This is a genomic window from Rathayibacter sp. VKM Ac-2857, from assembly GCF_013205025.1.
GTDB lineage: Bacteria > Actinomycetota > Actinomycetes > Actinomycetales > Microbacteriaceae > Rathayibacter.
Window position 1 is genome coordinate 1118311 of sequence record NZ_JABMLE010000002.1, and the last position, 13259, is coordinate 1131569.

A 13259-nucleotide genomic window follows, 5' to 3' on the forward strand; every position below is an offset into this window, starting at 1 on the left:
AGGGGTCTCCGGCGGAGCGCGGTGGTCAGCCGCGGGTCACGGCATCCCGGTCTCGTAGTCGGCGACGTTCTCGCTGTCGATGATGAAGGCGGGCACGTCGATCCAGGCCGGCACCTCCTTGCCTGCGAGGAGCCAGAGCGCGGCGTCCACGCCGGTCGCACCCTCGGTCGTCGGCAGCTCGCTGACGGTGGCGGTGTAGTCGCCGGCCAGGATCTGCTTCTTGGCCTGCGGGATGCCGTCGGTGCCGACGAGGATCACCTTCCCGGTGAGGCCCTTCGCGTCGATGGCGGCCTGCACGCCGAGTGCCATGCCGTCGTTCTGGGAGTAGAACGCCTTGATGTCGGGGTTCGCCGTGAGCATCGTGGTCGCGATCTCCTGCGCCTTGGTCTGGTCCCACGAGGCGGTCTGCGAGGCGACGAGCTCGAGGTTCTCGTGCTTCGCGAGCGCGGCCGTGAAGCCGTCGCCGCGGTTGATCGCGTTGGAGGAGCCGGGGTCGCCCTCGATCATCGCGACCTGGCCGCCGTCCGGCAGCAGGTCGGCGATGTAGTCGGCGGCCGTGGCGCCGATGGTGGTCGCGTCGGGGCCGACGTAGACGACGCCGGGGACGTCGCTCTTCGCGTCGTTCAGCACGACGGCCGGGATGCCGTCGGCGAGGGCGGACTCGAAGACCGAGTCGAGGCCGGTCGCCGAGATGGGCGAGGCGAGGATCGCGGTGCAGCCCTGGTTCATCGCGCTCTTGGCCTTGTCGAGCTGCTCGGTGATCGAGGACTCGTCCGTGACGTCGAAGGTCTGGTAGTCGACGCCGAGCTCCTTCGCGCGGTTCTCGAAGCCGTCGCGCTCGTAGCCCCAGAACTCGTTCGAGAGGGTGCGGGTGATGTAGCAGAGCTTGGCGCCGTCGGGCACGGCCGGGTCGCCGAGCGAGGAGGTGACCTCGTCGACCGGGGTCTGCGCGGAGGAGTCGACGAGCGACACGATGTCGGCGCCGGAGCCGCCGGCGGCGGCACCTCCGCCGTCGCCGTCGGGCGAGGCCGAGCAGCCGACGAGGAGCGTCAGTGAGGCGAGCCCGGCGAGGGCGGCGCCGGTGGCGCGGGTGGGGAAGGACATGGGAGGGGGCCTTTCGTCATCGGAAGGTGGGGCGGGGTCGTGCGGAATCGCTGATCGCGAGGGTGGTGCGGAGGCGGGCCGGGCGGACGCGCCCGGCCCGAGGGGGTCAGGAGGCGAGCAGCGCCTCGGTCTCGCGGCGCAGCTCGAGCGCCTCGGCGAGCGACTCGTCGATGATCACGTCGTCCCAGCCGACGGTCGCGCCCTGCGCGACGTCGTGGCGGAGCTCGACGTGGTGGGCCAGGGCGACGGGGAGCGCTCCGATGGCGACGGAGTGCTTCGCGGAGACGAGCTTGCCGTAGACGGTGAAGCCGCCCTCGCCGTCGAGGAACTCGCCGGCCTTCAGGTCCTTCTTCGCGGTCGCGACGACGTCGCCGTAGAAGCCCTCGGGGTGCCCGGTCGAGATGCCGCGCAGCGCAGCGTTGGCGATCGACACGTTCAGCTCGAGACCGACGTAGTGGTACGGCCGGTAGAGCGCCGCGTACTGCTTCGTCGGGTCCGGGTGCCACGGGTATTCGTCGAAGCAGGTGGACACGTAGGGGTTGGTCGCCTTGACGACGACGTAGACGCCCTCCTGCGTGTTGTGCGGGATGAGGGAGCCGTCGCGCTGGACGCTCGACATCACGTCGACCGTCCCCTCGTGGTCGAGGGCGCCGCCGATCGAGCTCGGCCGGCTGATCGTCGCGATCTCCTCGACGTCGCCCGGCGTGAAGGTGAGGCCGGAGTCGGAGGGCACCAGGCCCGCCGCGTTGGCGACGGCGGCCATCTCGATCGCGGCCTTCGTGCCGTCGCGGAACGAGGTGTGCATGTACGGGTTGAGCTGTCCGGAGTCGGTCAGCTCCTTGCTGAACTCCCAGTTCTCCCAGACGTTGTCGGGGTTCATCTGGTGGTAGTGCTCGAGGTACTTGGCGCCCTTGCCGGCGCAGACGACGTCGAAGCCGCTGGTGCGGGCCCAGTCGACGAGCTCCATGATCAGGGCGGGCTGGTCGCCGTAGGCCATCGAGTAGACGATGCCCGCCGCCTCCGCGCGCTTGGCGAGGGCGGGGCCGGCCAGGGCGTCGGCCTCGACGGTGACCATGATGATGTGCTTGCCGGTCTCGATCGCCCGCAGCGCGTGGTGCACGCCGACGATCGGGTTGCCGGTCGCCTCGACGATGACGTCGATGTCGTGCTCGAAGAGGACGGCGGCGTTGTCGACGATCGTGGTCGTCCGGTTCGCGAGCGCCTCGGGGATGTCCGCGGCCATCGCCTCGGCCGGCCAGTCGACCAGCTCGAAGGCCCCTCGGGCCCGGGCGACGTTGACGTCGGCGATGGCGACCACGTGGACGCCGGGGATGTTGCGCGCCTGCGAGAGGTACATGGTGCCGTAGCGCCCGGCACCGATCAGCCCGATGCGGATGGGGCGGCCCTCTCGTTCGCGATCGCCGAGGAGTTTGTACAGGTTCACGGTGGCCTCTCTGGTCCGGGGGCGCACGGACGCAGAGGGCCGCCTCGGGGGCGGAGGACGTCGTCGTCGTGCGCAGTCTTCGTGGGGAAGTGCTGCTCGCCGGCTCCCAGTGGAACCGGTACCAGTTTTGTACCAGCAACGATTAGAGTGTGTCAACAGCAGGCGCGGCGGGCCGACCGCGCGCCGATACGATTGCCCGACACCCGGGGAGGAACCGTGCAGAAAGCACCCACGATCCGCGACGTCGCGCGCAGTGCGGGCGTCTCGGTGTCCGTGGTGTCGCGCGTGCTCAACGACGGGACCGGCCCGGTCGCCGTCGACACCCGACGCCGCGTGGTCGAGGCGATCGAGCAGCTCGGCTTCCGCCCGCGCGCCGCGGCCCGCGAATTGAGCCACGGCCAGACCCTGTCCATCGGCCTGGTGCTGCCCGACCTGACGAACCCGTTCTTCGCCCGCCTGGCCGACAGCGTCGTCTGGGAGGCGCGCGCCCGCGGCGCCCAGGTGCTCCTGATGACGACGCAGGAGGACTCGCACGTCGAGGGCGAGTCGCTCACCAGCCTGCTCGACCGCTCGGTCGGCGGAGTGATCGCGACCCCGTCCGGCGAGAACCTCGAGAAGTGGTCGCGGCTGCGGCGAGCGGGGATCGACGTCGTCTTCGTCGACCGCACCACTCCCGGACTCGACGACGTCGACGTGGTCAGCATCGGCAACTCCGCCTCCGCCGCCCGGGCGACCGACCACCTGCTCACGCTCGGCCACCGCCGGATCGCGATCGTCTCGGGGCCGCTGCGCACCTCGACCGGCCAGGCGCGCGTCGCCGGCTACCGCGCCGCCCTCACCGCCGCCGGGCTGCCGATCGACGGCACGCTGATCCGCGAGGTCCCGTTCCGCGGCGACATCGGCGGCGAGGCCGTCGCCGCGCTGCTCGCGCTGCCGGAGCCGCCGACCGCCCTGATCGTCGCCAACACGGCGCAGGTGCGCAGCGCCGTGCACCGCCTGTTCCAGCTCGGCGTCGCGATCCCCGAGGCGCTCTCCGTGGTCGTCTTCGACGACAACCCGTGGAGCGAGCTCGTCACCCCGCCGCTCAGCGTCGTCCGCCAGCCGATCGACATGCTCGCCCGGCACAGCGTCGACCTGGTGCTGGCCCGGATGCAGGGCCGGATCCCCGACACCCCCCAGCACATCGAGGTCCAGGCCGACCTCGTCATCCGCTCCAGCTGCGCCGCCCCGGCGCAGCGCTGACTCCGTCCCATAACCCCTCCACGAAAGGCACTGCCATGTCCGACCCCGTCGTCGTCACCGCGATCTTCACCCCCGCCGAGGGCAAGCATGACGCCCTCGTCGCCGCCCTCACGCCCGCCATCGCCGAGGTCCACGGCGAGGAGGGCTGCGAGCTCTACGCGATCCACGACTCCCCCGACGGCACCATCGTCATGCTCGAGAAGTGGACCAGCGCCGAGGCCCTCGACGCCCACGGCGCCGGCGACCCCGTCGTCCGCCTGAACGCCGCCATCAAGGGCCTCGTCGCCGCGCCCCCCGTCGTCACCCGCCTCTCCCCGATCCCCGCCGGCACCGCCACCCAGGGCGCCCTCTAGCCCCCGCCCCGCACGGAGTCGCCCCCTTCATGCTGGTCGAGTAGCCCCGCAGGGGCGTATCGAGACCCACCGCCCTCCGAGCATCCAGCCTGCAGACCCATTGTCCGGCGCAGGTGGATCTCGATACGCCCGCTCCGCGGGCTACTCGATCAGCATGGGGCCGCCCGCACCGAGTCGCCCGAGAAGGCTCGTTCTCCACCGCGAGAACGCGCCTTCTCGGGCGACTCGGCGCGCTCCCGGCACTCAGAGAAGAATCGGCCCGGGCGAGGGCGGCTTGTCCGGCAGCCCCGCCTCGAGAATCCGGGTCGGCCCGCGATGATGTCGTCGCGGTCGAGCGAGACGGCCACGGTCACACGCTCGCGAAGGTGTCTCGCCAGACGTGCACGCCGCGCCGCAGGAACTCCTCGGGCACCTCCGATTCGGGCGGCGCCGGATCCGCGGGGTCGATCTCGAGGACGACGGCGACAGGGAGGTAGCGCTCGGGCCGGGCCACCCAGGCCGGAAGAGGCAGCCCCTCCTCGCCCAGGCGCCACGCCACGAGCGCGGCGATCGCCGCGTCCCACGCCCGGTTCCGCGTCGGCTCGGGCTCCGCCAAGCCCAGCACACCTCGGAGGAGTCCGTGCTCAGCGACGAGGTTGTCGTTGAGCTGCAGGAGTGCCCGCAGGGCGCGATCCCGATCCTCCACCCGCAGCCGTCCGCGGATCTCGACAGCAGCGGCCGCGGCATCGTCCCGCTGGAGGGGCAGCGCGTAGAGCCGGTGCCCCGCGCCTGCCAGGACGCGCTGCACCGTGCTGAAGTCCGCGTCTCGGCCGTTCTCGATGCGCGAGATCCGGGCCTGATCGACATCGGTCAGGTCCGCCAGCTGCTGCTGCGTGAAGCCGCGGCTGGCGCGAGCGGAGCGCACGGCGGTGGAACTCTCCGTCATCGACGCATCTCCCCGATCATGTCTCCAGACACATAATCTACTCGCCTCGACGGGCGGTGCGGAGAACGGCGCGGTTCCACTCCTCAGAGGAGCAGTACGCAGCCCACCCGGCGGACCGCCGTCAGCGCGGCGCGGCCACCGACGCGCGCTCGATCAGGCGGGTCTCCAGCTCCAGCCGCGTCGCGCTCGAGGACAGCGGCCGGGCCGCGCGGTGCGCCTGGTGCAGCATCCGGAAGGCGGCGGCGCCCATCTGGGCGATCGGCTGCTGGATCGTGGTCAGCGGCGGCGTCGCCCAGGCCGACTCCTGCACGTCGTCGAAGCCGATCACGCTGAGGTCGTCCGGGATGCGCAGGCCCGCCTGGTCGGCCGCGTCGTAGACGCCGAGCGCCATGGTGTCCGAGAGCGCGAAGAGCGCCGTGGGCCGGATCAGCGCGTCCGCGAGCATCGCGGAGGCGACGACCCGCGAGCGGTCGCGGTTCCAGCCGCCGTAGACCACGCGCTCCCGGGGCAGCGGCACCCCCGCGTCGCGCAGCGCCGTGCCGAAGCCGTCGAGCCGTGCGCTGCTGTAGAGCTGGCCCCGGGCGCCGGCGATCACGCCGATGCGGGTGTGGCCGTGGCCGAGCAGGTGCTCCGCCGCCATCCGGCCGCCGTCCCAGTTGGTCGCACCGATGCTCGCCACGTCGGCGGGCGGGCGGGTGATCGGATCCACGATCACCACGGGCAGCTCGGCCGTGGTGAGCAGGTGCAGCTGCGCCGCCGTCACGTTCACGAGGACGACGATCGCGCCGAGGGAGGAGCGGCGCAGGAGGCGGTTGACCCACTCCCCGTCGGGCCGCGCGCGGGTGAGCACCAGGTCGACGCCGGCCGCCGCGGCCTCCTCCTCGATCCCGCCGAGGACCGGACCGATCCAGCTGCCGTCGAGGTGGCCGACGACCACGTCGACGATGTGCGCGACGTGCGGGTCCTCCGCCGGCGGACGCAGCCGCGGCCGGCGCCGGTAGCCGAGCTCGTGCGCGGCCTCCATCACCCGCAGTCGCGTCGCCTCCGACACGTCGGTGCCGCCGCTGAGCACCTTCGAGACCGTCGGCACGCTCGTCGCCGCGCGCTCCGCGATGCGGGCCATCGTCGGGCGGGGAGCGGCACCGGTGTCGTCCATGCCCCCACTGTAGAGCAGAACGAGTTGCGAAACCCAGCCGCAGAACGAACACCACGGGAGCCCGGATCACGCCTTGCCCGCGACTCACCCGGGGTGCAGACTGGTCGGACGCGGGCGGCGGCAACGACACGAGTTGCGCAAGTACCGTTCGACGACGAACCGCGGAGCGATCCGCCGAGCACCCCGAGGACACCGATGACCGACCTCCCCCCGACCACTCCCGCCAAGAGGGCGCTCGTCGTCCGCGGCGGCTGGGACGGCCACCAGCCCGTCGAGGCGACCGAGCTGTTCCTCCCCTTCCTCGCCGAGAACGGCTTCGAGGTGCGCGTCGAGGAGTCGACCGCCGTCTACGCCGACGAGGACTACCTCCGCACCGTCGACCTGATCGTGCAGTCCAACACCATGACCTCGATCGAGTGGCCCGAGTTCCTCGGCCTGCGCGCGGCCGTCGAGCGCGGCACCGGCCTGGCCGGCTGGCACGGCGGCATCGCCGACTCGTACCGGAACAACTCCGACTACCTGCAGCTGATCGGCGGCCAGTTCGTCTCGCACCCGGGCAAGCACCCGGACGAGCGCACCGGCGAGCAGTCGGACAACTACGTCCCGCACACGATCGAGATGACGCCCCTCGCGGCCGAGCACCCGATCACGCAGGGCATCAGCGACTTCGAGCTCACCACCGAGCAGTACTGGGTGCTGCACGACGACTACAACGACGTGCTCGCGACCACCACGCAGGCCGTCCGCGAGTGGGACCCGTGGCACCGCCCGATCACCTCCCCCGCCGTCTGGACCCGCCAGTGGGGCGAGGGCCGCATCTTCGTCTCGACCCCGGGCCACCGCGTCGAGATCCTCCAGGACGCCAACGTCCGCACCATCATCGAAAGGGGACTGCTGTGGGCCTCCCGCTGAGAGTCGGCATCATCGGAGTCGGCAAGATCAGCGAGCAGTACCTCGCCAATCTCCCGACCTTCCCCGGCCTCCGCCTCGTCGCGGTCGCCGACCTGAACACCGCGCGCGCGCGGGAGGTCGCCGACGAGCACGGCGTCCGCGCGCTCTCGGTCGACGAGCTGATCGCCGACCCCGAGGTCGACGCCGTGCTCAACCTGACCATCCCCGCCGCGCACGTCGAGATCGGCACGCGCGCGCTGAAGGCCGGCAAGCACGTCTTCGCGGAGAAGCCGCTCGGCCTGAACCCGGCCGAGGCCGCGCCGATGCTCGACCTGGCCGAGGAGCTGGGGCTGCGCTTCGGCAGCGCCCCCGACACCGTGCTCGGCACCGGCGTGCAGACCGCGCGGCAGACGCTCGACTCCGGAGTGATCGGCACGCCGATCGCCGCGCAGGTGCACTGGGCGGCGCCCGGCCACGAGCGCTGGCACCCGGCGCCGGAGTTCTACTACCAGCCCGGCGGCGGCCCTCTGCTCGACATGGGCCCGTACTACCTGACCGCGCTGGTGCACTTCTTCGGCCCCGTCGTCCGGGTCACCGGGCTGGCGACCCGCTCGGACCGCCCGCGCACCATCGAGTCCGGCCCGCGCGCCGGCACGCCGATCCCCGTCTCGATCGACACGCACATCAGCGCGCTGCTCGAGCACGAGAACGGCGTCACCTCGACCGTGATGGTCAGCTTCGAGGTCTGGCGCACCCGCGCGCCCAAGTTCGAGATCTTCGGGACCGAGGGCACCATCGCCGTCCCCGACCCGAACATGTTCTCGGACCCCGTCGAGGTCGCCGTCCGCGACGAGGACTGGCGGGTCGTCCCCGACTCCGCCGGCGTCGTCGACACCGGGCGCGGCGTCGGCCTCGCCGACATCGCCGAGGCGATCGAGGAGGACCGGCCGCACCGCGCCTCGGGCCGCCTCGGGCTGCACGTCCTCGAGATCATGGACGCGATCCTGCGCTCGAGCGCCGAGAAGGCGGTCGTCGAGATCGAATCCACGGTGGAGCGCCCCGAGCTGCTCCCGCTGCGGACGGCCGCCGGCGAACCGGTCGGCGACCCCGTCCGCGCCTGACCCCGCCGCCCGACCCGACCGACCCCGCGCCGGTCGCGACCGATCCCCGGTCGCGGCCGGCGCGCCCTTTCCGAGGAGACCCCGATGACAGCACCCCTCCGCGTGGCGATGATCGGCCACGCCTTCATGGGCCGCGCCCACGCCCAGGCCTGGCGGACCGCGCCGCGCTTCTTCGACCTGCCGCTGCAGCCCGAGCTCGCCGTCGTCGTCGGCCGCGACGAGGGCCGCGCGCGGGCCGCCGCCGAGAACTTCGGCGCGGCCGAGTCGTCGATCGACTGGCGCGCGGTGATCGCCCGCGACGATATCGACCTGATCGACATCTGCACCCCGGGTGACCAGCACGCCGAGATCGCGATCGCCGCCCTCGAGGCCGGGAAGCACGTGCTCTGCGAGAAGCCGCTCGCGCGCTCCGTCCCCGAGGCGCGGACGATGACCGAGGCGGCCGCCGCGGCGACCGGCTTCGCGATGTGCGGCTTCAGCTACCGCCGCACCCCGGCGCTCGCCCTCGCCAAGCGCTTCATCGAGGAGGGCCGGCTCGGCGAGATCCGGCACGTCCGCGCGCAGTACCTGCAGGACTGGCTGAGCGACTCCGAGGGACCGCTGACCTGGCGGCTCGACAAGGAGAAGGCCGGCTCCGGCGCCCTCGGCGACATCGGCGCGCACAGCATCGACACCGCGCAGTGGCTCACCGGCCAGACGATCGACGGCGTCTCGGCGATGCTGCGCACCTTCGTCACCGAGCGCCCGGTCCTCTCCGCGCAGGCGGGCCTCGGCGGTCGCGCCGAGGAGGGCGCCGAGCGCGGCCCGGTCACCGTCGACGACGCCGCCCTGTTCACCGCGACGCTCAGCGGAGGCGCCGTCGGCGTCTTCGAGTCGACCCGCGTCGCCACCGGCCGGAAGAACGCCAACCGGATCGAGATCAACGGCGAGACGGGCTCGATCGCCTTCGACTTCGAGCGGCTGAACGAGCTGGAGTACTACGACGCCCGCGACCCCGAGGACGCGCAGGGCTTCCGCACCATCCAGGTGACGGAGCCCGTGCACCCCTACGCCGCCGCCTGGTGGCCGACCGGGCACGGCCTCGGCTACGAGCACGTCTTCAGCCACCAGGTCGTCGACCTCGTCACCGCGATCGCGGAGGGCGTCCAACCCACGCCATCGTTCGCCGACGCGCTGCAGGTGCAGCAGGTGCTCGACGCCGTCGAGCGCAGCGCCGCGGACGGCTCCCGGCTGACCGCGACCCGCTGATCGGACCCCTCGGACGGCCGCCCCTCGCGAGGCGGCCGTCCGTCGTGCGCGGGACCCGCGAGATGCGGCGGACCCGTCTGCTCCGCAGGGTCGGCACTCCCCCGATCCCCGACAGGGGCGCGGGCCCCGTTCGGGGGGAACGAGGCCGGAGAACCCCGTAAACTGGGGACGAGGGGGACGTCGACGCTCGTCCCGGGTGCGAGAGGGACAGCAGTGGGGATCGGTTTCCGAACCGCGGGGGAATGGCGGGTCCTCGCGGGCGCGCGCCTCCATCCGGTTCTCGGGCCCACGCTCAGCCGCTCGCGCGATCGCTCACGGATCTCGGCCGGCCTGTCGATGCCGAGCGGTCCCGGTCTCGTGCGGCCCTCGCCGCTGGCGCAGCCGTGGGAGGCGCCACTGATCCGGCTGATCCGCGCGGGCGCCCCCGCGGCCGAGCTGCACGAGGCGACCGCCGCCTCCCCCGACGGCTCCCGGCTGGCCGCGGTCGTCGAGCTGGTCCGCGACGCGCTGTCGCGCCGCGAGGACGACCGCGCCCTCCGCCTGGCGGGCTGGCTGGTGCGGACGCGCTACGACCCGTCCGCCGACCCGTTCCTCCGCCGCTACGGGATCGTCCTGACCGCCCGCCTGCCGCTCAGCGCCGGCCTCGACATCGACGTCCCGCTGGACACGACCGCGCTGCGCCTGCTCTTCGCCGAGCTCGCCGCCGCGGACGACCCGGCCGGCGCGACGGCGGCCGTCGAGTCGCTGCCGCCCTCGACGCTGGCCGCCTCGACCCTCGCCTCGCTCTACTCCGCCCGGCGGCGGTGGGGCGACCTGGCGCAGTTCTCGGCCCCGGTGATCAACGTCGACGCCCCGTCCGCCGCGGTCCTCATCCGCCGGGGCGTCGCCCTGCGCGAGCTCGGCCTGATCGAGAGCGCCCTCGAGGCCTTCGACCGCGTGGTGCGCCCGAACGTCACGACCGCCCGCCCCGTCGAGCTCCGGATCGAGGCCCTCTACGAGCGGGCCAGCACCCACCTCGCCGACGGCCGCCGCGCCCCCGCCCGCCGCGACCTCGAGCGCGTGCTCGCCCAGTACCCCGAGAGCACCGAAGCCCACGAGTTGATGTCCGCCGTCAGCCGCTGACCCGGCTGTCGTCGCCCCCCCCACCCCATTCCTCAAAAGTTGCGGTAGTCGCACCCGACTACCGCAACTTCTGCGGAATGAACCGTCGTGCTGATCGAAGACGCCGCGCCGAGGGCGTCTCGCCGTCATGCTGATGAGTAGCCCTCGCAGAGGGCGTCTCGCGGTCATGCTGATCGAGTAGCCCGCGCAGAGGGCGTCTCGCGGTCATGCTGATCGAGTAGCCCGCGCAGACGGCGTCTCGCGGTCATGCTGATCGAGTAGCCCGCGCAGACGGTGTCTCGCGGTCATGCTGATCGAGTAGCCCTCGCAGAGGGCGTATCGAGATCCGCCCACCTGCAGACGCGACGGAGGGGCGCCCCGTCACCGGGAACGCCCCTCCGCCTCGCTCTGCGAACTCAGCCCTCGGCCTTCGACGGCTTGCCCTCGGCGGGCAGCACCTCGACCGGGGTGTCGCGCGGATCCTCGCCCTCGGCCTGCGAGGGCTTGTCGGCCTGGTCGTCCGGGTCCTCGACGGGGCTCGGGGTCTGGTCGCTCATCGCAGTCCCTCCGGCTCGTCCGAGGTGGCGGACGGCTCGGGGTGCGCCTCGAACTCCATCCACGCCCGCTCGAGGCCGGCCTGCGCCGAGGCGGGCTCGCTGGCGAAGTAGCCGTCGTAGATGGCGCGTCCGCCGTGCTCCGGCAGGTCGCCGCGGGCGGCGTAGGTCTGGGCGAGCTCGCCGACCTCGTCGTCCCTCTTCTCCTGGTCCCGCAACCACGCGGGGAAGGTCTGCGTCATGGTGACACCTCTCTTTCCTCCGTCCAGACAATCCCTCCGATCGGCCGCCTGCAAGCCCTTGCCGCACGCGTTCGCCCGCCGCGATCACGGGCCGCGCATCACTGCGAGGATTCCGACATGCACAGCAGCGAGCACTCCCGGCCGGACGTCACGACCGTCGAGATCGTCGGCGGGGCGGAGCGGCTCTCCGTCGGGCTGCACGAGCACGACGACCGCTGGGCGGAGTCGTTCCGCGAGCACGAGCGGCGGATCGCGGCGGCCCTCGCGTCGGTCGACGTCGCGATCGAGCACATCGGCTCCACCGCGGTGCCCGGCCTGGCGGCGAAGCCGATCGTCGACATCGTGGTGGCCGTCCCCGACATCACCGCGGAGGAGGACTACCTCGCCCCGCTGCTCGCGGCCGGTTACCGGCTGCGCGTCCGCGAGCCCGGCCACCGCCTCGTCCGCACCCCGGAGCGCGACGTGCACGTGCACCTCTACGGCCGCGGTGACCCGGCGATCGACGAGTACCTCCTGCTCCGCGACCACCTCCGCCGAGACCCCGCCGACCGGGAGCTGTACGAGGCGACCAAGCGCTCCCTGATGGAGCGGAGCTGGGCCGACATGAACGCCTACTCGGACGCCAAGACCGAGGTGATCGAGGCGATCAAGGTGCGGGCGCGAGCCGCGGGAGTCGGCCCGGCATCGGCGGACGCGGGACCCGCCTGAGAGCCCCGAGGCGTCGCCTCGCGCCGGTTCGCCGAACGGCGTCGCCCCGCGTGCCGCCGTCGCGTGAGGCTGGACAGATGCACGCCGACGAGTACCTGTCCCCCGAGGAGCTCCCCGAGCCGCCGACCCTGGACGTCGTGACGCAGTTCTTCCATGGTCCGCTCTTCACCCTCACACCCCAGCCGTCCCTGGAGGAGTGGCTGTCCTCGGCCTCGGCGCGCGATTCGGGCGGGGTGATCCTCTTCGACGAGGCCTCGATCGGCTACACCTTCTGGCACAATCCGGCCGACCACGACGACCCCGCGAATCTCGAGGAGCTCGACGGCGAGCCGGAGCCCTCTCTCGGTGCCTCGCCGACGCGGCCCGTGCCCGAGTGGATGGCGGAGATCGCCGCCCGGATGCCGTACCCCCGCCTCTGGGACGCGGTGCGGACGAGCGTCGCGGAGGAGCACTCGCCGTGGCAGAGCATCGAGTTCGCGCTGATCGAGCACGTGGACCGCATCCGGAGCAGCCGCGCCCGCGCCGAGCGCGCCCGTGGCAGCGACCCCGACGGTCACCTCGGCCCCGCGACGGACCTCGGCATCGAGCACGACGTCCCGCTCCTCCTCGACGGCCGCCCGGTCCCCGGCATCCGGATCGACACCGACCCGCACGTCGTCGGCGTCGGCGCCCAGATCGGCGACCGCTTCCTGACCGCCGTCGTCGACCGCGACCGCCTCCCCCTCCTCGACTTCACCTTCGTCACCCGCCGCGCCCCCGCCTGAGCCCCCACTGGTCGAGCAGCAAGCTGCGCGAGCCCCCTTCTTTGCTGGTCGAGTAGCCCGCCCCGCGGGCCCCCTTTGCTGGTCGAGTAGCCCGCCCCGCGGGCCCCATTTGCTGGTCGAGTAGCCCGCGAAGCGGGCGTATCGAGACCCACCATCACCAGAAGCCCGGTCTGCAGACCCACCCGCTGACGGGGTTGGGTCTCGATACGCCCCTCCGGGGCTACTCGACCAGCATGCTTCCGCCGAGCACCGCGGAGAGACCCGCCCTCCTCCGCCCTTCGAGCAGCCCGCCCCTTTGCTGGTCAGCAGCCCGCGCAGCGGGCCCCTTCGCTGGTCAGCAGCCCGCGCAGCGGGCCCCTTCGCTGGTCAGCAGCCCGCGCAGCGGGCCCCTTCGCTGGTCAGCAGC

At 72.6% G+C, this 13259-nt stretch carries 14 protein-coding genes; 8 read left to right on the forward strand and 6 right to left on the reverse strand.

Annotation, left to right across the window (positions count from 1 at the left end; translation table 11 throughout):
• Positions 1 to 36: 36 nt before the first annotated feature.
• Positions 37 to 1104 carry a substrate-binding domain-containing protein gene (locus HQQ86_RS12295; protein WP_123446900.1) on the reverse strand — a complete coding sequence of 356 codons (1068 nt, stop codon included), beginning with the start codon at positions 1102 to 1104 and terminating at the stop codon, positions 37 to 39.
• Positions 1105 to 1210: 106 nt separating this feature from the next.
• The gene (locus tag HQQ86_RS12300) at positions 1211 to 2548 is read right to left on the reverse strand and encodes a Gfo/Idh/MocA family oxidoreductase (RefSeq protein ID WP_173288404.1); all 1338 of its coding nucleotides are present in this window, start codon (positions 2546 to 2548) and stop codon (positions 1211 to 1213) included.
• A 216-nt stretch (positions 2549 to 2764) separates the two neighbouring features.
• Between HQQ86_RS12300 and HQQ86_RS12305 the strand changes: the two genes are divergently transcribed.
• Positions 2765 to 3790, forward strand: coding sequence for a LacI family DNA-binding transcriptional regulator (locus HQQ86_RS12305; protein ID WP_173288406.1), 1026 nt, complete (start codon positions 2765 to 2767; stop codon positions 3788 to 3790).
• Between the two features lie 35 nt (positions 3791 to 3825).
• Positions 3826 to 4143 (forward strand): putative quinol monooxygenase, encoded by a 318-nt coding sequence (locus tag HQQ86_RS12310; RefSeq protein ID WP_173288408.1) that lies wholly within the window; start codon positions 3826 to 3828, stop codon positions 4141 to 4143.
• Between the two features lie 349 nt (positions 4144 to 4492).
• On the opposite strand, the gene HQQ86_RS12315 is transcribed toward HQQ86_RS12310, so the two are convergent.
• Complete coding sequence (locus HQQ86_RS12315; RefSeq protein WP_173288410.1) at positions 4493 to 5068, reverse strand: helix-turn-helix transcriptional regulator; 576 nt, start codon at positions 5066 to 5068, stop codon at positions 4493 to 4495.
• 121 nt (positions 5069 to 5189) lie between these two features.
• Complete coding sequence (locus HQQ86_RS12320) at positions 5190 to 6224, reverse strand: LacI family DNA-binding transcriptional regulator (protein WP_216845342.1); 1035 nt, start codon at positions 6222 to 6224, stop codon at positions 5190 to 5192.
• Between the two features lie 195 nt (positions 6225 to 6419).
• Here HQQ86_RS12320 and HQQ86_RS12325 point away from each other — a divergent pair, with 195 nt between their 5' ends.
• The 4 genes from HQQ86_RS12325 to HQQ86_RS12340 all read left to right on the forward strand — a co-directional run bounded on the left by HQQ86_RS12325 (position 6420) and on the right by HQQ86_RS12340 (position 10606).
• Positions 6420 to 7136: a ThuA domain-containing protein gene (locus HQQ86_RS12325; RefSeq protein WP_173288412.1), complete on the forward strand. Its 717-nt coding sequence runs from the start codon at positions 6420 to 6422 to the stop codon at positions 7134 to 7136.
• Positions 7121 to 8236 (forward strand): Gfo/Idh/MocA family protein, encoded by a 1116-nt coding sequence (locus HQQ86_RS12330; protein ID WP_173288415.1) that lies wholly within the window; start codon positions 7121 to 7123, stop codon positions 8234 to 8236. The genes HQQ86_RS12325 and HQQ86_RS12330 overlap by 16 nt, the downstream gene beginning before the upstream one ends.
• Before the next feature lie 84 nt (positions 8237 to 8320).
• Complete coding sequence (locus tag HQQ86_RS12335) at positions 8321 to 9484, forward strand: Gfo/Idh/MocA family protein (RefSeq protein WP_173288417.1); 1164 nt, start codon at positions 8321 to 8323, stop codon at positions 9482 to 9484.
• 336 nt (positions 9485 to 9820) lie between these two features.
• Positions 9821 to 10606: a tetratricopeptide repeat protein gene (locus HQQ86_RS12340; protein WP_173288419.1), complete on the forward strand. Its 786-nt coding sequence runs from the start codon at positions 9821 to 9823 to the stop codon at positions 10604 to 10606.
• Between the two features lie 395 nt (positions 10607 to 11001).
• Here the strand turns inward: HQQ86_RS12340 and HQQ86_RS12345 are convergent, their stop codons facing one another.
• Complete coding sequence (locus HQQ86_RS12345; protein WP_159421935.1) at positions 11002 to 11142, reverse strand: hypothetical protein; 141 nt, start codon at positions 11140 to 11142, stop codon at positions 11002 to 11004.
• Positions 11139 to 11381: a hypothetical protein gene (locus HQQ86_RS12350; protein ID WP_173288421.1), complete on the reverse strand. Its 243-nt coding sequence runs from the start codon at positions 11379 to 11381 to the stop codon at positions 11139 to 11141. Before HQQ86_RS12350 ends, HQQ86_RS12345 begins: the two co-directional genes overlap by 4 nt.
• 117 nt (positions 11382 to 11498) lie before the next feature.
• On the opposite strand from HQQ86_RS12350, the gene HQQ86_RS12355 reads away from it, so the two are divergent.
• Positions 11499 to 12089 (forward strand): GrpB family protein, encoded by a 591-nt coding sequence (locus tag HQQ86_RS12355; protein ID WP_173288423.1) that lies wholly within the window; start codon positions 11499 to 11501, stop codon positions 12087 to 12089.
• 77 nt (positions 12090 to 12166) lie between these two features.
• Positions 12167 to 12853: a hypothetical protein gene (locus HQQ86_RS12360; RefSeq protein WP_173288425.1), complete on the forward strand. Its 687-nt coding sequence runs from the start codon at positions 12167 to 12169 to the stop codon at positions 12851 to 12853.
• Positions 12854 to 13259: the final 406 nt, after the last annotated feature.